The organism is Exiguobacterium sp. EA-TM-5, from assembly GCF_053878415.1.
The window spans coordinates 1131541-1155359 of record NZ_CM132670.1; the positions used below are offsets into that span (position 1 = coordinate 1131541).

At 48.1% G+C, this 23819-nt stretch carries 26 protein-coding genes, 1 tRNA gene and 1 pseudogene; 25 read left to right on the forward strand and 3 right to left on the reverse strand.

What is annotated here, in order from left to right; translation table 11 throughout:
* Positions 1–3: 3 nt before the first annotated feature.
* The 9 genes from ppaX to ACV3PA_RS05845 all read left to right on the forward strand — a co-directional run bounded on the left by ppaX (position 4) and on the right by ACV3PA_RS05845 (position 7395).
* Positions 4–660: a pyrophosphatase PpaX gene (gene ppaX / locus ACV3PA_RS05805; protein ID WP_053454176.1), complete on the forward strand. Its 657-nt coding sequence runs from the start codon at positions 4–6 to the stop codon at positions 658–660.
* Positions 644–1126, forward strand: coding sequence for an acyltransferase (locus ACV3PA_RS05810; protein WP_053454175.1), 483 nt, complete (start codon positions 644–646; stop codon positions 1124–1126). Before ppaX ends, ACV3PA_RS05810 begins: the two co-directional genes overlap by 17 nt.
* A gap of 31 nt (positions 1127–1157) precedes the next feature.
* Positions 1158–1538 (forward strand): sporulation phosphorelay system protein KapB, encoded by a 381-nt coding sequence (kapB, locus tag ACV3PA_RS05815; protein ID WP_053454174.1) that lies wholly within the window; start codon positions 1158–1160, stop codon positions 1536–1538.
* A gap of 96 nt (positions 1539–1634) precedes the next feature.
* Entirely contained in the window at positions 1635–3119 is a 1485-nt protein-coding gene (locus ACV3PA_RS05820; RefSeq protein WP_053454173.1) for a tetratricopeptide repeat protein, read from the forward strand.
* 61 nt (positions 3120–3180) lie between these two features.
* Positions 3181–4143, forward strand: coding sequence for a thioredoxin-disulfide reductase (trxB, locus tag ACV3PA_RS05825; RefSeq protein ID WP_023469225.1), 963 nt, complete (start codon positions 3181–3183; stop codon positions 4141–4143).
* A 112-nt stretch (positions 4144–4255) separates the two neighbouring features.
* Positions 4256–5125 carry an RNase adapter RapZ gene (gene rapZ / locus ACV3PA_RS05830; protein WP_053454172.1) on the forward strand — a complete coding sequence of 290 codons (870 nt, stop codon included), beginning with the start codon at positions 4256–4258 and terminating at the stop codon, positions 5123–5125.
* Positions 5125–6123 (forward strand): gluconeogenesis factor YvcK family protein, encoded by a 999-nt coding sequence (locus tag ACV3PA_RS05835; RefSeq protein ID WP_023469223.1) that lies wholly within the window; start codon positions 5125–5127, stop codon positions 6121–6123. Before rapZ ends, ACV3PA_RS05835 begins: the two co-directional genes overlap by 1 nt.
* Positions 6120–7076: a DNA-binding protein WhiA gene (gene whiA / locus ACV3PA_RS05840; RefSeq protein WP_053454171.1), complete on the forward strand. Its 957-nt coding sequence runs from the start codon at positions 6120–6122 to the stop codon at positions 7074–7076. The genes ACV3PA_RS05835 and whiA overlap by 4 nt, the downstream gene beginning before the upstream one ends.
* Before the next feature lie 82 nt (positions 7077–7158).
* Entirely contained in the window at positions 7159–7395 is a 237-nt protein-coding gene (locus ACV3PA_RS05845) for a hypothetical protein (RefSeq protein WP_023469221.1), read from the forward strand.
* A 106-nt stretch (positions 7396–7501) separates the two neighbouring features.
* On the opposite strand, the pseudogene clpP reads toward ACV3PA_RS05845, so the two are convergent.
* Together clpP and ACV3PA_RS05855 are read right to left on the reverse strand one after the other, a co-directional pair.
* Positions 7502–8086 (reverse strand): annotated as a pseudogene (clpP, locus tag ACV3PA_RS05850) (ATP-dependent Clp endopeptidase proteolytic subunit ClpP); the annotation flags it as partial.
* 182 nt (positions 8087–8268) lie between these two features.
* Positions 8269–8344: transfer RNA gene (locus ACV3PA_RS05855), tRNA-Arg, on the reverse strand.
* A 154-nt stretch (positions 8345–8498) separates the two neighbouring features.
* Here ACV3PA_RS05855 and ACV3PA_RS05860 point away from each other — a divergent pair.
* The 10 genes from ACV3PA_RS05860 to ACV3PA_RS05905 all read left to right on the forward strand — a co-directional run bounded on the left by ACV3PA_RS05860 (position 8499) and on the right by ACV3PA_RS05905 (position 18526).
* Positions 8499–9641: an RNA polymerase factor sigma-54 gene (locus tag ACV3PA_RS05860; RefSeq protein ID WP_456125820.1), complete on the forward strand. Its 1143-nt coding sequence runs from the start codon at positions 8499–8501 to the stop codon at positions 9639–9641.
* Positions 9632–9892: a glutaredoxin family protein gene (locus ACV3PA_RS05865; protein WP_238237731.1), complete on the forward strand. Its 261-nt coding sequence runs from the start codon at positions 9632–9634 to the stop codon at positions 9890–9892. The genes ACV3PA_RS05860 and ACV3PA_RS05865 overlap by 10 nt, the downstream gene beginning before the upstream one ends.
* 118 nt (positions 9893–10010) lie before the next feature.
* A complete protein-coding gene (locus ACV3PA_RS05870; RefSeq protein ID WP_238240119.1) occupies positions 10011–11036 on the forward strand; it encodes a sugar-binding transcriptional regulator in 1026 nt (341 codons plus the stop codon).
* A gap of 53 nt (positions 11037–11089) precedes the next feature.
* A complete protein-coding gene (gene gap / locus ACV3PA_RS05875) occupies positions 11090–12097 on the forward strand; it encodes a type I glyceraldehyde-3-phosphate dehydrogenase (protein ID WP_035409970.1) in 1008 nt (335 codons plus the stop codon).
* A gap of 121 nt (positions 12098–12218) precedes the next feature.
* Positions 12219–13403 (forward strand): phosphoglycerate kinase, encoded by a 1185-nt coding sequence (locus tag ACV3PA_RS05880; protein ID WP_050678694.1) that lies wholly within the window; start codon positions 12219–12221, stop codon positions 13401–13403.
* Positions 13404–13430: 27 nt separating this feature from the next.
* Positions 13431–14183, forward strand: coding sequence for a triose-phosphate isomerase (gene tpiA, locus ACV3PA_RS05885; protein ID WP_053454168.1), 753 nt, complete (start codon positions 13431–13433; stop codon positions 14181–14183).
* Positions 14184–15731 (forward strand): 2,3-bisphosphoglycerate-independent phosphoglycerate mutase, encoded by a 1548-nt coding sequence (gene gpmI / locus ACV3PA_RS05890; RefSeq protein ID WP_456125821.1) that lies wholly within the window; start codon positions 14184–14186, stop codon positions 15729–15731.
* A gap of 59 nt (positions 15732–15790) precedes the next feature.
* Positions 15791–17083 (forward strand): phosphopyruvate hydratase, encoded by a 1293-nt coding sequence (gene eno, locus ACV3PA_RS05895; RefSeq protein ID WP_035409961.1) that lies wholly within the window; start codon positions 15791–15793, stop codon positions 17081–17083.
* A 269-nt stretch (positions 17084–17352) separates the two neighbouring features.
* Positions 17353–18264, forward strand: coding sequence for an acyl-ACP desaturase (locus ACV3PA_RS05900; RefSeq protein WP_053454166.1), 912 nt, complete (start codon positions 17353–17355; stop codon positions 18262–18264).
* A gap of 13 nt (positions 18265–18277) precedes the next feature.
* A complete protein-coding gene (locus ACV3PA_RS05905) occupies positions 18278–18526 on the forward strand; it encodes a hypothetical protein (RefSeq protein ID WP_231925650.1) in 249 nt (82 codons plus the stop codon).
* Positions 18527–18663: 137 nt separating this feature from the next.
* On the opposite strand, the gene ACV3PA_RS05910 is transcribed toward ACV3PA_RS05905, so the two are convergent.
* Positions 18664–18966: a hypothetical protein gene (locus tag ACV3PA_RS05910; protein ID WP_456125822.1), complete on the reverse strand. Its 303-nt coding sequence runs from the start codon at positions 18964–18966 to the stop codon at positions 18664–18666.
* A 153-nt stretch (positions 18967–19119) separates the two neighbouring features.
* On the opposite strand from ACV3PA_RS05910, the gene ACV3PA_RS05915 reads away from it, so the two are divergent.
* From ACV3PA_RS05915 to ACV3PA_RS05940, 6 genes are all read left to right on the forward strand, one after another.
* A complete protein-coding gene (locus tag ACV3PA_RS05915) occupies positions 19120–19473 on the forward strand; it encodes a hypothetical protein (protein WP_052019103.1) in 354 nt (117 codons plus the stop codon).
* Positions 19474–19649: 176 nt separating this feature from the next.
* Positions 19650–19889, forward strand: coding sequence for a hypothetical protein (locus tag ACV3PA_RS05920; RefSeq protein ID WP_053454164.1), 240 nt, complete (start codon positions 19650–19652; stop codon positions 19887–19889).
* Between the two features lie 197 nt (positions 19890–20086).
* Positions 20087–21067, forward strand: coding sequence for a LacI family DNA-binding transcriptional regulator (locus ACV3PA_RS05925; protein ID WP_053454163.1), 981 nt, complete (start codon positions 20087–20089; stop codon positions 21065–21067).
* A complete protein-coding gene (gene rbsK / locus ACV3PA_RS05930; protein ID WP_456125823.1) occupies positions 21064–21942 on the forward strand; it encodes a ribokinase in 879 nt (292 codons plus the stop codon). The genes ACV3PA_RS05925 and rbsK overlap by 4 nt, the downstream gene beginning before the upstream one ends.
* Positions 21939–22328: a D-ribose pyranase gene (rbsD, locus tag ACV3PA_RS05935; RefSeq protein WP_456125824.1), complete on the forward strand. Its 390-nt coding sequence runs from the start codon at positions 21939–21941 to the stop codon at positions 22326–22328. The genes rbsK and rbsD overlap by 4 nt, the downstream gene beginning before the upstream one ends.
* Before the next feature lie 12 nt (positions 22329–22340).
* A complete protein-coding gene (locus ACV3PA_RS05940; protein WP_053454160.1) occupies positions 22341–23819 on the forward strand; it encodes a sugar ABC transporter ATP-binding protein in 1479 nt (492 codons plus the stop codon).

Sequence of the window (23819 nt, forward strand, 5' to 3'; positions counted from 1 at the left end):
TCGATGATTCGCACACTTCTGTTTGACTTAGATGGTACGTTGATCGATACGAATCCATTGATTTTAAAAAGTTTCGAACATACGCTCAGTTACTATTACCCAGACCGGACGTTCACGGAAGCGGAATTGCTTCCGTTCATCGGTCCGACACTTGAAAAATCATTCTCAGCCATGAACGCGGAACAATGGAAAGAGATGGTCGCTTTTTACCGCAGTTATAACATCGCCATGCATGATGCGCTCGTACTTGAGTATCCAGGCGTTCTTGACGGGTTACGACGTCTGCATGAAGCAGGCTACAAGATGGCAGTCGTGACGTCGAAAAGCCGTCGCGTCGCTTTACGCGGCATCGAGTTATTCGGTTTGACGTCACTGTTTGACGCGGTCATCGCAGCGGACGACGTAACAGAAGAAAAACCAGCGGTCGAACCCTTCGAAAAAGCGATGCAGTTGCTTGGGACAACACCAGACGAGACGATCATGGTTGGAGACAACGATACGGACATTCTCGGTGGTAAGAACGCGGGACTGAAGACAGTCGCAGTCGGCTGGGCAATCAAAGGGCGCACGTACTTAGAGGCACTCGAGCCAGACGTCATCATCGACTCGATGGATCATCTCGCTGCGTGGCTGGAGGAACAAAATGGCACGGCGAACTGATCGCTTTCAGGTCGGAACGACGAATCCACTCTGGCACATGTACCGGACCGTCTCGTTCTTTAAAGTGATGTGGTGCTTTACGATCGTTACGATTGGTCGGTTTACACCATCGCTCCGTTTCAAGAATGCACTCTACCGGACTTGCCTTCGGATGAAGATCGGGGAGAAGACGGCACTTGCCTTGATGGTGATGCCAGATACAATGTTCCCGGAGCGGATCACGATTGGTGACAATACGATCATCGGCTTCAATACGACGATTCTCTGTCATGAATATTTGACGACGGAGTATCGCTTAGGCGATGTCGTCATTGGAAGCAACGTCTTGATCGGTGCGAACGTGACGATTCTACCGGGCGTAACGATTGGAGATGGTGCCGTTGTCGGTGCCGGATCTGTCGTTCACCGGGATATCGCACCGAACGAACGCGTCTCGAGTCAGCCGCTTCGTCGGCACGAAATGTGACAAAACTGTGAGAAGGAAGAAGGAAAAAAAGATGACGCATATCCGCTTTACGTATAAGACAGGAAAGTATTTCGGAAGATTATTCGCCGAACGTCCACAAGGTCTCGTCGTTGAGGTGTTGGCTGTTGAAAAGCATCCTGTTCAAGGCGATCTTCATCAACCGAACCAAGTTGATGTCCCACTCTTTCATATCCGAACTGCCTTGCATAAGCACGAAAAGATCACAGTTTCGCCCGCAGTCGTTTATGCGTATGATGGAGAGATTCCGGAATATGCGGCGAGTTTACGACAGGCATATGACAAGGACGTGGCACGTCTTGAAGGACTGAATCCAGAGACGGATGCTTTTGTACGAAAATGCTTAGAGAATTACAAAGAACTGGAATCGATTTATGCGAAACGCTGGGGATGAACTCCGGCGTTTTTTTCTGTTGCATGCCTTCTAGAGATAGGGTATTCTTGTGTCTGCAACTACGAAACCAGTTTACTATTTATGGGGGCTTGAATCATGATGGAATTAACCAAATACAAAGCAGACCCCTTTGCGATAACAGCGCGCCAAGCGGAACTTTTTTATTTCCGCGGACGGAAGGCGCACCGGGAAGGGCGACTGGACGAAGCCGTCTATCACTTAGATGAGGCGACGGCACTTCAGCCAGCGGATATCCGCTATTTGCTCCGTTATGCCCGTGTCTTATTCGAGACAGGAGAAATCAATCATGCGAATGATGTCTTGAAACAGATTCGTGCACTCGACGCATCAAATACGGAAGCACTCTTTTATTTAGCGAATAACTACGCACACGTCTCACTTTATGAAGAGGCGCGACACCATGCGATGGAATATTTAGAACAGGCACCAAACGGCAAACACGCAGAGGCATCGGCCGCACTCGTGGAATTGATTGATCTCGAACAAGAGATGGAAGATGACGAAGAAGATGAATTGATTCGTCTGCACGGTCAGGCACAGCGCCAGATCGATAAAGGGATGCTGTTCGCTGCACAGGAAACGTTGACGGGACTGATTGCTCAGTACCCGACGTTCTGGCCTGCCTACAACAACCTCGCGATCGTTGAGTTCTATTTAGGAGAGAACGATCAAGCATTCGCTTCTCTCGAACGGGTCCTTGAAGGAAACCCGGGCAATTTGCATGCCCTCTGTAACACGCTCGTCTTGTTACACGAGATGGGACAAGACGAAGAGGCACACAGCCTCTCTCGTCAGCTCGAACACGTCCGTTCCGTGCACCTGGAGACACGGTATAAGGTCGCCTCAACTTTAGCGATCATCGGTCGTTACGATATCGCCTATGAAGAGTTGAAGTTACTCGAACGTCGCGGTTACCGAGGAGATCCACTCTTTGGGCACTGGTTATCGATCTCTGCTTATAAAACAGGACACGTCGAAGAAGCAACAGCTTTCTTGAAGTCAGACGAAGCACAAGCGTTAAAGGAAGAAACGGATACGTATGACATCCGCCACAACCTACAGTTTCGTTCAGCACTCATTCAAGCGTTGAAGACAGAAGATGATGTCTCACGCATCTTCACGGCACTTCTTCTTGGCAAACTGAACGATGCCGAAGCACGGCTTGCGTTGTCGATGATGCCAGAAGTGACAGACCGTGAAGACGTCCTCTTGTTGACGGAACAGATCATCGTCGAGATGGAAGGTCGGACTGATGTCGTGGATGAACGCATTCACCGGGCATTACAGACGATTCGCCTTGCGGAACGATTTGTTTCAGACGAAGAACGGATGAGTCTTGAAGGTGATTTTTACGAACGCTTCGCGCAACTCGTTTTAAGTGGTGAGTCGTTCGATTCGATCGAAGCTTCGGCTGCATCACTGCTTTATCTGTTCCATGATTTACGAGACGGGATGTTGATTGAAGAATGTGCATCGCTCGTCGATTGTTCATTTGATCACGTCGCGTCGATGATCCGGACACATGAACGGATGCTGGCACCGCTGCAAGCAAAGTGTTAGACGTTTAGGGGATTCTCACCTATACTCAAACTACAACGATTACGATAAATGGGGTGGAATCATGGCGGAAACAGAACAAAAAATTTATGACGTCATCATCATCGGGGCAGGTCCTGCTGGGATGACAGCTGCACTTTACGCATCACGTGCGAACCTTTCGACATTGATGATCGAACGTGGGATTCCGGGCGGTCAGATGGCGAACACAGAAGATATCGAGAACTACCCAGGATACGATAGCATCCTCGGACCAGATCTCTCACAAAAAATGTTCGACCACTCGAAAGCATTCGGCGCAGAATATGCGTACGGAGACGTTCGGAGTATCGAAGATGGTAAAGCATACAAAACAATTCATGCACACAATAAAGATTACTACGCACGGGCAATCATCATTGCGTCAGGTGCACAATATAAAAAGATCGGCGTACCGGGCGAAGAAGAGCTCGGCGGTCGTGGTGTCTCGTACTGTGCCGTTTGTGATGGTGCGTTCTTTAAAGAAAAAGAACTCTTCGTCATCGGTGGAGGCGACTCAGCGGTTGAAGAAGGCGTCTACTTGACGCGATTCGCGAAAAAAGTCACGATTGTTCACCGTCGTGATGAGCTCCGTGCTCAAAAGATTCTTCAAAAACGTGCGTTCGACAACCCGAAAATCGACTTCATCTGGAACCATACGGTCAAACAGATTAACGAACAAGACGGAAAAGTCGGCGGTATTGAGCTAATCAATACAAAAACAGCTGACGTAACAACACATCCAATCGATGGTGTCTTCATCTACATCGGGATGAACCCGATCACAGGCTACGTCCAAGATCTCGGTATCTTGAACGACCAAGGTTATGTCGTGACGAATGAAGCGATGGAAACGAACATCAAAGGGATCTTTGCTGCTGGTGACGTTCGTGAAAAAACACTTCGTCAAGTCGTTACAGCGACAAACGACGGTTCGATTGCTGCACAAAATGCACAACACTTCATCGAAGCGTTGCTTGAAGAATTACAAGAATCCTCACACGCGTAATAACGAACCAGTTTCATTGAAGGTATCTTCAGTGAGGCTGGCTCTTTTTTTATGATATACTGAAAATGAAGAGAAAAAATACACACGGAACTGTTGTCTGGAGGGCGAAAAGATGGAACAGAATCAACCACAACTTGTCATCATCACAGGTATGAGTGGGGCTGGAAAGACAGTCGCAATGAACAGCTTTGAGGATTTAGGCTATTTCTGTGTCGACAATCTACCACCAACGTTATTGCCACAACTCATCGAAGTCATCGGACAAGTGCGTCCTAAAATCGCCGTTGCCATCGATACACGTGCGCGTGATTTCATCGACAGTTTTTTTGTCGTTTATGAGGATCTGAAAAAGACGAATTTACAGACTCGGATGCTGTATCTCGATGCGCGTAACGATGTCCTCGTACGCCGTTATAAAGAATCACGTCGTTCCCATCCGCTTGCACCCACTGACTCACCACTGATCGGGATTGAACGTGAGCGGACGTTGCTCGAAGGGTTCCGTGATAAAGCACAAATGCTGATTGATACGAGTGACATCAAACCACTCGTCCTAAAAGAACGATTATTGAAAGAGTTTACGACAGGAGAACGGATTCCGTTCACGGTCAACGTCATGTCGTTTGGTTTTAAACACGGATTGCCGCTTGATGCCGATCTTGTCTTTGACCTCCGGTTCTTACCGAACCCGTTCTACATTCCAGAACTGCGTCCAAAAACAGGACTCGATGAGGAAGTCGCGTCTTACGTCATGCAGTGGCCTGAAGCGAAGCTGTTCTATAAAAAACTCGTCGATTTGCTCGAGTTCCTGATTCCGCAATACGAGCGAGAAGGGAAGTCGCAACTCGTCATCGCCCTCGGTTGTACGGGAGGAAAGCATCGGTCGATTACGTTCGCGGAAGCAATCAGCAAGGAATTCGCGACGCAGTATCACATTGAGACGAACCACCGGGATTATGTACATGCGAAGGAGGAGAAGTGATGAAATGGGAACGTAAAGTCGTCGCCATTGGTGGCGGGACAGGACTCTCGACGCTTCTTCGTGGACTGAAGCATTATCCGCTCGATATTACAGCAATCGTTACCGTCGCGGATGACGGCGGAAGTTCTGGTCGCCTGCGGACAGAGTTTAATATGTTGCCGCCTGGCGATATTCGCAATGTCATCGTCTCCTTATCGAAATCGGAAACCCTGATGGACCGGATCATGCAGTACCGGTTTGAGACCGGCGAAGGATTACATGGGCATTCGCTCGGCAACTTGATGCTGACGGCAGCGACGCAACTCTGTAACGGTTCGTTCGTTGAAGCGATTGGTGTCATGGGACAACTGTTGAACGCGGAAGGAAAAGTCTATCCCGCGACAGAACGTACGATTACACTATGTGCTGAGTTCGAGGATGGAACGATCGTTAAAGGGGAGTCACTGATTCCGACGGTTGGTAAGAAAATCGAACGAATTTTCCTCGAGGAACAAGACGTCCGTCCAGTACCGGAAGCGATTCAAGCGATTCTTGATGCCGATGTCATCGTCCTTGGACCAGGGAGTCTCTATACAAGTATCATTCCGAACGTCTTGATCGATGAGATTCGAGAAGCAATTCAGCAATCGCTGGCTCCAGTCGTCTATATTTGTAACGTCATGACACAACCCGGTGAGACGACAGCATTTACAGCAAACGAGCACTTATCGACGCTCGAACGCTTTCTCGGTCAAGGAGTCGTCGATACGATCATCGTCAATAATGAGTCGATCGATGCTGGTTATTTGAAAAAGTATCAAAAGGATCACGCCGACATCGTCACCTATAATGAAAAACAATTCGAGTTAGCAGGCGTTGAAGTGCTTGCAGACGATATCGTTGATTATAATCATCACTTCATTCGTCACGATTCAGACGCCGTCGCAAGTCTCGTCATGCGAAAAGTATTATCGATTCGGCGCATGCGTCAACTCGAAGGGAAGGAGGAGCTGACATGAGCTTTGCCTCAGAAGTCAAAAAAGAATTAACGCAGATTCCGATTACCGATCATGAGATGAAGGCAGAACTTGCAGCACTCGCTCGGATGAACGGTGCGATCTCGTTCGGACTCGGACGCGGTCTGACACTGGATATTTCAACTGAGAATGCTTCGATTGCTCGTCGGATCTATTCGTTGCTTAAAAAAGCATACGGTGTTCACCTCGATCTGCTCGTGCGGAAGAAAATGCGTCTGAAAAAGAACAATGTCTACATCGTCCGTGTTAAACAACAAGCGGATAAGATTTTGCAAGACCTCGGGATTTTAGGGGAAGGATTCACGATGATTCGTTCGATCAGTGATGCGATCTTAAACGATGAACGAAAAGCACGCGCTTATTTGAGAGGGGCATTCCTCGCTGGTGGTTCGCTCAACAATCCGGCGACGTCGTCGTATCATTTAGAAATCTTCAGCTTGTACGAAGAACACAATGCGGCGCTACGCGGTTTATCGAATGTCTTTGACTTGAATGCGAAGGCGATCGAACGGAAAAAAGGACACATCCTCTACATCAAGGAGAGCGAAAAGATTTCCGATTTCCTCAAACTCATCGATGCGACACAATCGATGCTGCGGTTCGAGGACGTGCGGATTTTAAAAGATATGCGCAACTCGGTCAACCGTCTCGTTAACTGTGAGACAGCGAACCTCAACAAGACGGTCGGTGCGGCATTACGTCAAGTCGAAAACATCAAGTTCCTCGAGCGGACGGTCGGTCTCGACGTCTTACCAGATAAGTTGAAGGAAATCGCAATCTTGCGTGTCACGCATCAAGACGTCACGTTACAAGAGCTCGGTGAGATGGTCGAAAGCGGCTCCATCTCAAAATCAGGGATCAATCACCGGTTGCGGAAGATTGATCAAATCGCAGAAAAAATCCGAAATGGCGAGTCGATGACAGGGGCCTTATAAGAGGGTCGCTTGCGAGATGAACCATAGTCTACTATAATATATAGTCGATGCAACTAAATGTTCGAATTAAGGAGTTTTTGAAATGGCTAACGAAAAGAAACGTATTTCGCTGACTGTAGACGCGAAGTTTGACGAAGTATTAACGAAAAAAGCAAAATCAATCGGTGTACCGAAAAGCACGCTCGTTGCATTCGCAACATCATTATTCCTGAAGCAATTACAAGCAGAAGAAGAGCTTTCGCCACATGCGAACGCCATCTACTCGCTGATTCGTGAAAACCACGACATCGTTTCAGACATCACAGACTTGATCGACTGATCATCGACCTCTCGTTCTTTATGGAACGGGAGGTTTTTTGTATATGTATAGATGTGGAAATACGTATTAAAAAAGTGCCTCCCGTAAAGGAGACACTTTGGATGACTTATGCACGTTCCATGACGCGGTCGATGAGACCGTAGTCAGCAGCAGCTTGTGCTGACATGAAGTTGTCACGCTCTGTATCGCGTTCGATGACTTCAAGTGGTTGTCCTGTGTTTTCAGCCATGATTTTGTTGAGATGCTCACGCATTTTGATGATACGTTCCGCATGGATTTTAATATCCGATGCTTGACCTTGTGTACCACCGAGTGGTTGGTGGATCATGATTTCAGCGTTTGGTAACGCGAAACGTTTTCCTTTTGCGCCAGCTTGGAGCAAGAATGCACCCATTGATGCTGCCATACCGATACAAATCGTAGAAACTTGTGGTTTGATGAAGTTCATTGTATCGTAAATCGCCATACCGGCAGTGATCGAACCACCTGGGCTGTTGATGTAAAGCGAGATTTCTTTATCTGGATCTTCTGCTGCTAAGAACAGAAGTTGGGCAACGACTGAGTTGGCGACGTTGTCGTCAATCGCGCTCCCGAGAAGAATGATGCGGTCTTTTAGCAAACGTGAGTAGATATCGTAAGCACGTTCCCCGCGGTTTGTTTGTTCGATGACTGTTGGAATTAACATAGTCTTTGCCTCCTTATAGTTGGTATGTAGCTTCCTATTCGACTTATCCTTATCATAATCCTTTGGTCAATATTGGTCAAAAGATACGATGCGACTTTTAGGTATTTTTCCATTACAAGGGCAAATGAAACATATCAATATAGAAAAAAGGCAACGCCATTGCTGGCATTGCCTTGTAGTTGAATAAATGGTACACCCGGAGAGATTCGAACTCCCGACACCTGGTACCGGAAACCAGTGCTCTATCCCCTGAGCTACGGGTGCATCTGATGTACTGAACAATTAATAGTATATCGACATTTTTTCAGAAAAGCAATAGGGAAGCGTGAGTTTTCTTTTTCCTGAGCGGTGCGAGAAACGTTCGTAGGGTGTTTTTTAAAACGTTTCTTCTATAATAAGAGGCAGAGGAGGGGAATCGATGGATCAACGCCAAGAACAGACGCAACAGATGACATTATCGGCGTCACAACAGTATCAGTTACATGTGCTCGAGCAACCTGCGGCTGAACTCGAGGAGGAATGGCGACGATTGAAACGACGAATGCACCGCCATTACCCGAATCAGCTTTCGCTAGAAGTCGAGCAAGTGACGGGAAACATGGCGTCCTATGAAGAGGAGCTTCTTGCACAAATACGTTTAGAATCAGTCAGACAGGAAATAAGATATATGGCGGAACAACTCATTGTGTATTTAGAAGCGGACGGTTTAATGCGGACATCGGACGAGCAGCTCGCTGCATCCTTCTCGACTGATGTCGCATCGATTCAAGAAGCACGAACGCTCCTCCAACAATGTGAACCGGTCGGCATCGCTGCCCGTTCGGAACGCGAATGCCAGTGGTTACAGGCAATCGAGCTAGACGATGCGGAACTGATCGAACTAACGGATCGGTTGCGACATGAATCGGCGAATCAGGTGTTCACGCAGTACAGTGAACCGGATCGAACGCGGTTGCGAAAACGATTGACGCGACTAAGCCGGACCCCAGATCTTCAAAAAGGAGAACGAACGGTCACAGCAGAGGCGCGAATTCGTGTGTTGGATGGAGAACTTCATATCGACTGGATGACACTCGACACGGATCAGACGTGGCTCGAATTAAAAGAGGCAACGCCTTTTTTGCGCGCTTACGAACGACGACGTGTTACATTGCATGCCATTCTTTCAGTTTTACTTGAGCGACAAGGACGCTGGTTCAAAGGCGAACTGCATCTCGAGCCGCTGACGAAAAAACAAGTCGCAGAAGCAACGGGACATCATCCGTCGACGGTCGGTCGAGCGATTGCTTCGAAGTACGTCGAGACGGTACATGGTCTCGTTGCCCTAGAAGACTTGTTCGTCTCACGGACGACGACTGGGGATTCGAGTTTTTTAATCAAACGACGAATCGCCGAATACATTCAGCAAAGCGATCGACCGTTAAGTGATCAGCAATTGACGGACCGCCTGCAGGCAGACGGTCTGACAGTCGCGCGACGGACGGTCGCAAAATATCGGGCAGCGCTTGGATTGACCCGAAAAACGATGCAGCAAAGGAAGGCGCAATCAGAATGGGATTAAAACGACACAGACACTTAACACTCTATTCACGTCCGGGATGTACGCTGTGTGAAGAGGCCGCCATCTTACTCGACTTCGTACTCGATGAGTTTCCAGAATGGACGTTCGAGGAAGTCAACATTGATCAGGATGAAGCGCTCAGTCTACGGTTCTTATATGAGATTCCCGTCGTCATGCATGACGAGGAAATCTGGAGTTATGGCAAATTCGACACGGAAACAGTAAGAAAACGCTTACTTCAAAAAACTTGAGAAACGAGACTTGCAAGGCGAGAAATGGACTGTTATGATAACGGTGTACCAAGTGGGACACGTTATGACATGCGGGACAAAAAGCGTCCAGCTACTTGAGAGGAGAGGGAAATACATGATTCGGCAGTTAGTCCAGATCCAAAAACGAATCGTGCCTGATCTGATCGAAGAAATGCAGACACGCTACGACATCCTTCATTATGTGCGACTGATGCAACCGATCGGACGACGTACACTTGCGACAAGCCTTGGCTTGACGGAACGCGTCTTACGGCGGGAAGTCGACTTTTTGAAGCAACAAGACCTCCTAGAGGTCGCAACGCAAGGGATGTCCTTAACGGATGAAGGACGAAACGTTCTTCGCAGCATGCACAGCATCATGGGAGAACTCGCAGGGATCTCAGACATGGCGAAAGCCTTGAAAGAGAGACTCGGAGTACGGGACGTCGTCATCGTACCGGGTGATTCCGATGAGACCTTCTGGGTACAACGAGACATGGGGCGGGCGACCGTCGCACGACTCAAGCGAGAGCTTTCTTCAGACCATCACAATACGATCGCTGTCACAGGCGGTACGACGATGGCTTCGGTCGCGGCGATGATGTCGCCAGACAAGGAACACCGTCCAATGACGTTCGTTCCGGCGCGCGGAGGACTGGGAGAAACGCTCGAACTACAAGCGAACACAGTATGCTCACGGATGGCGTCACGCGCTCAAAGTGATTATCATCTGCTTCACATCCCGGACATGGTCAGTACAGAGACTTTCGTCAAGATGATCGAAGAGCCGAGCATAAAAAATGTGCTTCAAATGATTAAAGGTGCTTCAATCGTGGTACATGGAATTGGTGAGGCGAAAACGATGGCAAAACGTCGTCGCGCGTCTGAGGATCTCCTGACCCGACTGGAACATGAACAGGCAGTAGCGGAAGCATTCGGTTATTACTTCGACCGAGACGGCAACATCGTGCACCGGGTTAAGACAGTTGGTCTCCAACTGGATGACTTGAAGCAAGTTGAACACGTCATCGTCGTCGCAGGTGGTCATTCGAAGGCAGAAGCGATCAACGCCTATGTCAAACAGTCGCCTGACATCATCCTGATTACGGATGAAGGCGCAGCAGCTTCGATTTTGAAAGGGTAACCCCCTTTTGAATAATAGATAACTCGCTTTACATTAAAAGGAGGAAAATTATCATGGCAGTAAAAGTTGGTATTAACGGATTTGGACGTATCGGACGTTTGGCACTTCGTCAAATTCTTCAATTCGATGGAATCGAAGTAGTCGCGATCAACGACCTTACAGACACTAAAATGCTTGCACACCTTCTCAAATATGACACGACTCAAGGTCGTTTCGACGGCGAAGTTGAAGTACACGACGGTTACTTCCTCGTCAACGGTAAAGAAATCAAAACACTTGCTAACCGCAACCCAGAAGAACTCCCATGGGGCGAGCTCGGTGTTGACATCGTTCTCGAATGTACTGGTTTCTTCACAGACAAAGAAAAAGCTGAGCTTCACTTGAAAGCTGGCGCTAAAAAAGTCGTTATCTCTGCACCTGCAACTGGCGACATGAAAACAGTCGTCTTCAACACAAACCACGAAATCCTTGACGGAACTGAAACAGTTATCTCTGGTGCTTCTTGTACTACTAACTGTCTCGCGCCAATGGCTAAAGTTCTCCAAGATCAGTTCGGAATCGTTGAAGGTCTCATGACTACGATCCACGCTTACACTGGTGACCAAAACACACTCGACGCTCCACACCCTAAAGGTGACTTCCGTCGTGCACGTGCGGCAGCAGCAAACATCGTTCCTAACTCAACTGGTGCTGCAAAAGCAATCGGTCTCGTTCTTCCAGAACTTCAAGGTAAACTTGACGGATCTGCACAACGTGTACCAGTCGCTACAGGTTCACTCACTGAGCTCGTAACTGTACTCGACAAAAAAGTTTCTGTAGAAGAAATCAACGCAGCAATGAAAGCAGCTGCTAACGAGTCTTACGGTTACACTGAAGACGAAATCGTTTCTTCTGACATCGTTGGTATCTCTTACGGATCACTCTTCGATGCAACACAAACTAAAGTCATGACAGTCGGCGACAAACAACTCGTTAAAACAGTTGCTTGGTATGACAACGAAATGTCTTACACTAGCCAACTCGTTCGTACACTCAAACACTTCGCAGAAATCGCTAAGTAATTCGAGCAATTAAATAGCAATTGAATAAGAGCGGAAACGATATTAGTCTCCGCTCTTATTGCGGAAAAAAGCGGGAGGGGCATTCGCCCCTCACTATACGTAAGAGACGGAGGACGAATGTATGAATAAGAAATCGATTCGCGACATCGATGTACAAGGAAAACGCGTATTTACACGCGTAGATTTCAACGTACCGTTGGAAGACGGTAAAATCACGGATGACACACGGATCCGTGCTGCACTCCCAACGATCAAACACTTGATCGACGGCGGAGCAAAAGTCATTCTCGCTAGCCACATGGGTCGTCCAAAAGGCGAAAAGAACCCTGAGTTCTCACTTGCACCAGTCGTAGCACGCCTCAGCGAATTGCTTGGTAAAGACATCAAGCTCGTTGAAGAAGCATACGGTCCAGTTGCAGAAGAAGCAGTCAGCAAACTCGAAAACGGCGATGTCGTCGTCTTAGAGAACGTCCGCTTCTATCCTGGCGAAACGAAAAACGACGAAGAGCTCGCTAAAGGATTCGCGAAACTCGCTGACGTTTTCGTCAACGACGCGTTCGGCGCAGCACACCGTGCACACGCATCGACAGAAGGTATCGCACACCATGTCGACACAGCAGTTGCCGGTCTTCTCATCGAAAAAGAACTTCAAGTTCTCGGTAAAGCTCTTTCTAACCCAGATCGCCCGTTCACGGCAATCATCGGTGGTTCGAAAGTTGCGGATAAAATCGGTGTCATCGATCACTTACTCGACATCGTCGATACGTTGATCATCGGTGGCGGCTTATCGTACACGTTCCTCACAGCTCGTGGTATCGAAGTCGGTACTTCACTTCTTGAGGTCGACAAAATCGACCAAGCGAAGGAATTCATGAAAAAAGCAGAAGAAAAAGGCGTTAAGTTCCTCATGCCTGTCGACTGTGTCATCACGAAGGAATTCGGAGAAGAAACATATGTCGGACCACGTGACATCACAGAGATCCCAGCAGATCACATGTCACTTGATATCGGTCCAAAAACGGTTGAACTCTATGCAGAGGCAATCAAGAACTCGAAACTCGTCGTCTGGAACGGACCGATGGGCGTATTCGAACTCGATAAATACGCAAACGGTACAAAAGGTGTCGCGCAAGCTCTTGCGGACAGCGATGCGTACTCAATCATCGGCGGTGGCGACTCAGCTGCTGCGGCAGAGAAATTCGGTCTTGCTGACAAAATGAGCCACATTTCTACAGGTGGTGGAGCAAGTCTCGAATTCATGGAAGGGAAAGCTCTTCCTGGTGTCGAAGCGCTAAACGACAAGTAATCTAAGTTCACAAGGGAGTGTTTCTCAATGCGTAAACCAATTATCGCAGGTAACTGGAAGATGAATCTGACGCTCAAGGATGCAGTTGCATTCGCTGAGGAAGTCAAAGGAGCTGTACCTGCTTCGACAACAGTCGACGCAGCTGTCTGTGCACCAGCCGTATTCTTGGCACACTTGACAGAAGCAGCAGCTGGTACGGATCTTAAGATCGGTGCTCAAAACATGTACGACAAAGAGAGCGGTGCCTTCACTGGTGAAATCAGCCCGCTCATGCTCAAAGAACTCGACGTGACGTACGTCATCCTCGGTCACTCTGAGCGTCGTGAGTACTTCGGCGAAACAGATGCGTTCATCAACAGCAAAGCGAAAAAAGCGTTCGAGCACGGTCTCGTTCCTATCGTTTGTGTAGGTGAAACACTGGAAGAGCGTGAAGGCGGCAAGTTCGAAGACGTCATCCGCGAACAGACAGCAAACAGCCTTAAAGACCTTACTGTCGACCAAGTGAAAAATCTCGTCGTCGCATACGAGCCTGTCTGGGCAATCGGAACAGGTAAATCAGCGACAGAACAAGATGCACAAGATTCTTGTAAATTCGTCCGTGACGTCGTTGCAGCTGAATTTGGTGCTGAAGCAGCAGAAGCTGTCCGCATCCAATACGGTGGTAGCGTCAAACCGGAAAACATCAAAGAATATATGGCTCAACCAGACATCGACGGCGCGCTCGTCGGCGGTGCAAGTCTTGAGACAGGATCGTTCCTCAAACTGTTGGAGGCGATTTAAATGACAAAACGTCCAGTCGCACTAATCATCCTTGATGGTTTTGGTATGCGTGACGAAGAGTTCGGAAATGCCGTTACGGCGGCAAACAAACCGAACTTCGATCGTTACTGGGGTCAATACCCGCATACGTTGTTGAATGCGAAAGGGGAATACGTCGGTTTGCCTGATGGTCAAATGGGGAACTCAGAAGTGGGTCACCTCAACATCGGTGCTGGTCGCGTCGTCTATCAATCGCTATCCCGAATCAACAACGCGATCAAGGATCGCTCGTTCTTCTCGCGCCAAGCGATGAACGATGCGGCAGGTCACGTGAAGAAATACGGTTCGGCGCTTCATATCTTCGGTCTGGTCTCTGACGGTGGGATCCACAGTCACATCAACCACTTGTATGCGGTACTCGAATTCGCGAAACTTCACGAAATCGAAAAAGTTTATCTTCATGCTTTCACGGACGGTCGTGACTGCGACCCACAATCGGGCGCTGGTTTCCTCCGTGACGCGCAAGCGAAGATGGACGAATTGAATGTTGGACAATTCGCGAGTATCTCTGGTCGCTACTATGCGATGGATCGCGATAACCGTTGGGAACGCGTCAAGAAAGTCTATGACGTCATCACATACGGGGAAGGTCCAACGACGAAGGATCCAATCGGCATGGTTGAAGCTTCGTACAAACAAGACGTAACGGATGAGTTCATCGAACCAACTGTTGTCGTGCAGGAAGACGGTACGCCAGTCGCACCGATCCACGATAACGATGCGATCATGTTCTTCAACTATCGTCCTGACCGTGCGATTCAGCTTTCAAAAGTTTACAAAGAGAAAAAAGGCTTCGACGGATTCGAACTTCCGAACAACGCACCGAAGAACCTGCTACTCGTCTCGATGACGAAGTACTCGGATGCGATTGATACGGACATCGTCTTCCCGCCTGAAGACATCAAAAATACGCTTGGTGAGACATTGTCAAAACAAGGTCTCAAACAGCTACGCATCGCGGAAACGGAAAAGTATCCGCACGTCACGTTCTTCTTCAACGGACAACGTGAAGAACCATACGAAGGGGAAGATCGGATCTTGATCCCTTCACCAAAAGTCGCGACATACGACTTGAAACCAGAGATGAGCGTCTATGAAGTCACAGATGCGCTCGTTGATGCCATCAACTCGGACAAACACGACGCCATTATCCTCAACTTCGCTAACCCGGATATGGTCGGTCACTCGGGTATGCTCGAGCCGACGAAAAAGGCGATCGAAGCAGTCGATGAGTGTCTTGGGAAAGTCGTTGACTTGATTCTCAGTAAAGGCGGCGCGGCAGTCATCACGGCTGACCACGGGAACGCGGATAAAGTCCTCAATGCAGACGGCAGTAAGATGACGGCGCATACGACAGAACCTGTTCCATGTATCGTGACGGTTGAGGACGTTGAACTCCTTGAACCACTCACAGGTGCACTCGCTGATCTCGCACCAACGGTCCTTGATCTCCTCGGAGCGGACCAACCAGCAGAGATGACTGGTAAATCGATCGTATTGAAGAAATAATCCCGTCGATCGAAGTAGCTACACCACATATTTCTTACACACAAAAGGAGCGAATTTAAATGTCAATGATTACAGAGATTTACGCACGCGAGATTCTTGATTCACGCGGTAACCCAACAGTAGAAGTAGAAGTTTATACAGAAGATGGCGGTTTCGGTCGCGCACTCGTACCATCAGGTGCATCAACTGGTGAGCACGAAGCAGTCGAACTCCGTGATGGCGACAAAGCACGTTACCTCGGAAAAGGTGTTTTGAAAGCTGTTGACAACGTCAATGAAAAAATCGCACCAGAAATCATCGGTTACGATGTCTTTGACCAAACTGGAATCGACAAAAAAATGATCGATCTCGACGGTACGAAAAACAAAGGTAACTTCGGCGCTAACGCAATCCTTGGTGTTTCTATGGCTGCTGCACGTGCTGCTGCAGATGAGCTTGGTCTTCCACTTTACACGTACCTCGGTGGATTCAACGCGAAAACATTACCAACACCAATGATGAACATCATCAACGGTGGATCACACGCAGACAACAACGTGGACTTCCAAGAGTTCATGATCATGCCTGTCGGTGCTCCAACATTCAAAGAAGCACTTCGTATGGGTGCTGAAATCTTCCACGCGTTGAAATCAGTTCTTAGCGGAATGGGTCTTAACACAGCAGTTGGTGACGAGGGTGGATTCGCTCCAAACTTGAAATCAAACGAAGAAGCAATCACAGTTATCCTTGAAGCAATCGAAAAAGCTGGCTACAAAGCAGGCGAAGATGTTTACCTTGCAATGGACGTCGCTTCTTCTGAGTTCTACGATAAAGCAGCTGGAAAATACAACCTCGCTGGCGAAGGCAAAGTCCTTTCAACAGAAGAGCTTGTTGAATTCTACGCGCAACTCGTCGACAAATACCCAATCATCTCAATCGAAGATGGCTGTGACGAAAACGACTGGGATGGTCACAAACTCCTTACAGATCGTATCGGACACAAAGTTCAACTCGTTGGGGATGACTTGTTCGTAACAAACACTGAGAAACTTGCTGAAGGTATCGAAAAAGGCATCGCTAACTCGATCCTCATCAAAGTTAACCAAATCGGTACGTTGACTGAAACATTCGACGCAATCGAAATGGCTAAAAAAGCTGGTTACACAGCTGTCGTTTCTCACCGTTCTGGTGAAACTGAAGATTCAACGATCGCTGACATCGCTGTTGCGACAAACGCTGGTCAAATCAAAACTGGTTCACTTTCACGTACAGACCGTATCGCGAAATACAACCAACTTCTCCGCATCGAAGACATGCTTTCAGACGTTGCTGTCTACGACGGAATCAAATCATTCTACAACCTCAAGAAGTAATTTCAGGTTGATTGTTTGAACAAACTATAAGGAAACCCTCCTATTCGTGTGATACGTACACACGGATAGGAGGGTTTTTGTCTATCAAGTAATGTCAAACATGAAAACCATTTTTGTCATTAAAACTATACCGAACTGTCAAAAAATTGATTCATCCTAGTAGATGACTAAAATGTTATACTCATAAATAAGTGCAAATCAAATAGTTATAGGGATTAATTACATCTTGGTTAATGAAGATGAAAAATACGTCTAAAGGAGATAAGATCATGTTAAATTCAGATTTAGATATCCGTTTAGAACCACGCATTCAAGAGTTATATCGACTACACAAGGAGCGTTCAGCCAATATTGACTGGAGCTATCACGAGTTCATTCCATGGGATAAGGCGATGTCCTTTAAACGTGTTCCTTGGGACGAAAGCCAAGTTACGCTTCCAGAAGGTGTCATCGTAGCGATCGAAACGGCATTGCTGACAGAGGTCAACTTACCTTGGTATACGTCGCACTTAGACTATACATTTAAGAACTCAATGGAAGTCATCAATGATTTCGTTCGGACGTGGACAGCGGAAGAAGATCAGCATTCGAACTTACTCGAGACGTATTTACTCGTCACGCGGAACGTCAATCCGACACGACTTCATCAGTTAAGAAGACGCGTCGTTGAAAGTGGCTGGTTCCCGGACTTCACGAATCCGTTAGCGACGATGGCATACACATCGCTGCAAGAGTTAGCGACACTCGTCTTTTACAACAACGTCGCGAAGATCGCAGGTGCCCACGATAAGGACTTAGCAACGTTACTCCGTCGTCTAGCGAAAGACGAAGCATTGCATTATGCGTTCTATCGTGACACGGTCAAAGCACACTTAGAGCTTGATCCGAACTTCATCGTCTTCTTCGAAGATGTCATCATTAACTTCTCGATGCCGGGTGCTGTCATGCCTGACTTTACAGAACGCATGAAGACGATTGCTGTTGATACGAACTATGGACCACTTCAATACTTCGACCAAGTATTAGACGTCGTCGTCAAATACTGGGGAATCGCTGATTTGGAGCCGACAACTGAAGAAGCAAAACAATCACAAGCGAACATCATGAAGTATCATGGACGTTTGAAGCGTATCAAGGAACGTCAGGAACGCCAACTCGAAAAAGCGAAGCTCGACGTCTAAGGAGGCAATGAACATGAAGTGTGAAATTTGTGGAACTGAAACGAACAACCAAGTCAGTTACTTGGAACTCGATACGTGGGAATTCAACTCATTAAACAAAGAAGCAAAAGATTTTTATCCGATTTGTTTTGATTGTTTTGATAAACATACGAACCATTTCATCGATCAGGAAATGGATCTGGAGTTACGAAAAAAACGTTCACAAATGGTCAACAAAGAAGTAGAAGCTGAAATCGAAGCGATTCTTGAGGTTGAAAATTAAGTCATCTTCTTCTGTGTGATGGGAAGTCAAACCGGTAGTGCTGCGGCTCTATCGGTTTTTTGCTATCTACAAAAAAGCAGCTATTTCTTCTTTCACGGAAATGCGTGAAAGAAAAGATAGCTGCTTTTAACATACGATCAATCTTCAATGAATGTAACGAGATAATGATGGGCAGAATGAAGCGGTGCACGCGTCACGAAAAAATCTGGGAGATCCACATCGATTCCGAGTTCGCGTAGGGTATCTGGATCGAGACATTCTTGAACGAGTCGTTTTATATCTTGTAACAGTTCATCGTGTAAGTTCGCTTCTTTTGGAAAAGCGCGTTTCGCATCATCGCGCAACAATAGTACGATCGGTGGTAGACCTCGTAAGAGATCGACCTGAAGGGGCTGCTGATGACGTTCGAAATAATCATTCAAACAACTGACGACCTTCATCGAGTGTTCTTCCTTCATGCAATCCCAACTCTCTGTGTGTGACTGTAACTCTCTAGCTATTCCCTAATTAAAGCGAGGATATGCAGGGAAACTGGAAATCAAGCATTACGAGGACGCTGTTCTGGGTAAAACTAGAGGGAAGGGGGAATCGACATGCTATTTCGGTTTTTGTTTTTAGGGCTTGATACGTCGATTGGTGACATCCCATTGCGCCTCATCTATTTTACGGAACTCATACTATTCATCGGCTTGTACCAAATCACGAGCCGGTTTTCGCGTCAGAGTCTGATTTTGGGAACAGCTCTCGGAATCGGTGGATTAATCGCCATCTTACCAGGGGCGCTCTACATCATTCGTTATAATCCAGAGGATGCTGTTATTGATGTCACGTTCCTGTTGATCTATTTGTTCGAGCCGCTCGCAATCGTTGCGTTCGTTGTTGCCTTGATCCGTCGCTTGTATACAGAGAAGAAAAGTAAAAAGAAGCGAAGTAGAGATGTTCATTGATTTCCGTCCTAAGCTGATAATTCATAAACCGTGAGGTGATGTAACACTGCCTCATGGTTTATTTGCGTCCGAATCTAAATGCTTTCTTTCGATAATGTAAGGAAGGATTTCTGGAAGAATATTCTATAATAGAGAAAGAACGAAATCAGATCTTAATAATTATAGGAGTGGCTTACGTGCAGAAAATCTTGTTTGGTTTGTCCGTCTTAAACAGTGTCTACATTACGAATAATTTATTTACGTATTCCGATAGTTTTCTAAACGCTCCACTTGGCGTAACAACCGTTATTGCCGTGACACTGATGTTCCTTAACGATAGCGTCAAAAAAGATAAGCCATCGTTATATACAAAAGCGACGGACTGGTTAGGGTTCATCAATATTCTGATAGGTCTCTCGCTGATCGTCTTTATTTAAGAGTGTTCCAGAGCTTTTAAGTGAACGTTAATACGGTATGATCTTAAGTCTGATGCGGTATCAGGCTTCTTTTTTATGGTTTCATCCAAGGATTCGAAAAAAATAAAATATATTTTATACAAAAAAGATTGATGTGTAACCGGTTACACAATATGATGATTCTTGTAAGCGTTATCAAAAGAAAGAGGTGGCGAAACATGTCGACCATCCGGGAAGTAGCGAAAGCGGCACATGTCTCCGTCGCGACGGTCTCACGCGTCATGAACGAAAAGGGTTATGTCAGTGAGAAATCGCGTAAGGCGGTGCTTCAGGCAATCAAACAATTGGATTATCGACCGAACCGGGTCGCGCGATCGTTGTTCCAAAAACGGTCCGGACTGATCGGGTTGATCGTTCCAGACATCACGAACCCGTTCTTCCCACAACTCGCACGGGCTGTGGAAGATATGGCACATCAACATGGTTTTCAGGTCATTTTGTGTAACACAGACGAACAGTTTCAGAAAGAACGCGAATATATCAAGTCACTCGAGGCAATGCATGTCGACGGATTGATCATCACGACAAACTACTCGAACAATCCGAACTATGAAGAACTCGAAGTGCCGGTCGTAGCGTTAGACCGTGTGTTACAAGGTGCGATTCCGACGGTAACGTCAAACGGATACGAAGGTGGGAAGAAGGCAGCTTCGCTTTTACTTGAAGCGGGTGCAACTGAATTAGCCGTCATCAGTGGTCCGTCAAAACTCCCGACGATCAAGAAAAGACGGGACGGTTTCGAGGAAATCGCCGGAACGCATCTCGTCGCAAGTATCGAGTCACCGTTCCACTTTCAAGGGGCGCTCGACGCAGCGAACTATCTCTTTGATCATTATCACTGTAACGGGATCTTTGCTGCGAGTGATGTCATTGCTGCGGCAGCAATCCAAGTTGCGGCGGAACGCGGGATTACGATTCCGGATGAACTGCAAGTGATCGGCTATGACGGGATCGAACTCGGACAAATGATTTCACCGCCGTTGACGACGATTGCGCAGCCAATCTATCAAATGGGGGAGCTAGCCGCGAAACTCTTGATTCAGCGGATCGAAGGCACGCCGATTGCCGCCGTCCATCATGAGTTAACAGTTGAGATCATCGAACGGGAAACGACGAAACGGAAGGATGAGGAAGCATGAAACAAATCAGTGTCATCGGTAGTATCTCGATGGATCTCGTCGTCGAAAGCAAACGCCGTCCAGGCGCAGGCGAAACGGTCATCGGGGATGCCTTTCATACCGTACCGGGCGGAAAAGGTGCGAACCAAGCCGTAGCAGTCGCGCGTCTCGGCAGTACCGTCGAAATGATTGGTTGTGTCGGCAGTGACGCAAACGGTGAAGCGATTCGCGAAAACTTCAAAACGCAAGGGGTACAGACGACACACTTGCAAACAATTGAAGGCGAACGGACGGGCACAGCACACATCACGCTCGCTGAAGGCGATAACTCGATCGTCGTCGTTCAGTCTGCTAATCAACATGTACAATTTGCGGAGGATACACTCGCACCGATTCTTGCAGACAGTGAAATCATCTTACTACAGCTTGAGATTCCAATCGAAACGGTCGAGACCGTTGCTCGGGAAGCACATGCGGCCGGCATTCCGGTCGTCTTGAATCCAGCACCAGCGATGTCACTCAGTCCGGAATTGATTGAACACGTCACGTACTTAACGCCAAACGAACATGAATGCGGCTTGATTTTCGGACAAGACCAGCCGATCGAACATTGGTTGATGGAATACCCGAATAAATTAATCGTAACGGAAGGCAGTCGGGGGGCACGCTTCTACGACGGAGAGTCGATCGTGACGATTCCAGCGATTGAGACGACCGTCGTCGATACGACGGGGGCGGGAGATACGTTCAACGGTGCTTTAGCTGTCGCTTTAACCGAAGGACAATCGCTCGTTGAAGCGATTCGTTTCGCGAATCGAGCAGCCGGTTTATCGATCCGCGCACTCGGCGCACAAGGCGGCATGCCAACACGGAAACAGATGGAGGGAGACGCATGAAGAAGCACGGTATCTTAAACAGTCATATCAGTAAGGTCCTGACCGATCTTGGTCATACCGATACGATCGTCATCGCCGATTGCGGCTTACCGATTCCAGACGGTGTTGCACGAATCGATTTAGCACTTGAACTTGGCACACCGTCATTTCTCGATGTCGTCCGTGTCGTTGCTGGTGACATGGCGATCGAACAACTGACACTCGCAACGGAGATCAAGGAAGCGAATCCGAATGTCCTTGAGGCACTGGAAGACATGCAGATTGAGACGACGTTCGTCTCACATGAAGAATTCAAGAAATTGACGCAGCAGGCGAAGGTCATCATCCGGACCGGGGAAGCGACACCGTACGCAAATGTTATCTTCCGTTCCGGCGTAATCTTTTAAGGGGGTCGTGCGATGCGTATCGAGATGACAGGTATTAAAAAAGCATTCGGTCCTGTTCCCGTCCTTAAAGGCGTTGACTTCGACCTCGCAGCGGGTGAGATTCATGCCTTGATGGGAGAGAACGGTGCTGGGAAATCGACATTGATGAAGATTTTGACCGGTGTCCATAAAGCGGACGCGGGGACGATCCGGGTTGATGGACAGGTCGTCGAGTATAAGAATCCGAAGCTTGCCGAAGAGGCGGGAATCGCCTTCATCCACCAGGAACTGAACATCCTCCCCGATTTGACGGTGACGGAGAACTTATTCCTTGGACGGGAACTGAAGTCACGCTTTGGGATTCTCAAGCAAGGGGAGATGAAGCGCCAGGCAGAACGCGAACTCGCGGAATTGAACGTCTTCATGGACGTCGATCAACTTGCCCGGACCTTGTCGGTCGGTCAACAACAGATGATCGAGATTGCGAAAGCCTTGATGACGGACGCGAAGGTCATCATCATGGATGAACCGACGGCAGCACTGACGGAGCGGGAAATTCGCGCCTTATTCAGCGTCGCAACGGCACTGCGTAATCAAGGTGTCTCGATCGTCTATATCTCGCACCGAATGGAGGAAATTTTCGAGCTCTGCGACCGGATCACGGTCTTACGGGACGGGATTTCCGTCTCAACGCACGCGATTCCTGAGACATCGTTCGAACAGATTGTTCGGGAGATGGTTGGTCGCGAGATGGGAGAACGGTATCCGGATCGTGATGTTTCGATTGGCGCGACCGTCCTTGAAGTCAAGCAGGCGAGCGGGAAACGGTTTGACGATGTTTCGTTCTCCGTCAAAGCTGGCGAAATCATCGGCTTCTCGGGTTTGATGGGTGCTGGGCGGACGGAAGTGATGCGGGGACTGTTCGGAGTCGATCGCCTGAAAGATGGAACAATCGAGCTGAACGGACAGGCGCTGAAGATCAAGACACCGTACGACGCGATTCGCCAAGGTATCGGCTTTTTGACCGAAGACCGCAAAGGCGAAGGATTGTTCCTCGACTTTTCACTGCGTGAGAACATCTCACTGCCGACGATCCGTTCGTTATCAAGATCCGGTGTCATCAAGGATCAGGCAGAACGTGATTTCGCAGAAGGGTACTTGAAGTCGCTCTCGGTCCGCCATAGCTCGATGGACCAACCGGCGAAGTCACTATCCGGGGGGAACCAACAGAAGGTCGTCCTCGCGAAATGGCTCGGGACACAACCAAAAGTCTTGATACTCGACGAACCAACACGTGGTGTTGATGTCGGGGCGAAGAAAGAGATTTACCTCATCATGAACGAACTCGCTGCGGCGGGGGTCGCAATCATCATGGTCAGCTCGGACCTCCCGGAGATTCTCGGGATGAGCGACCGCGTCTACGTCATGCGCGAAGGCAAGATGAGCGGCATGTTGACACGACAGGAAGCGACGCAAGAAAGCATCATGACACTTGCGACAGGAGGACAATGA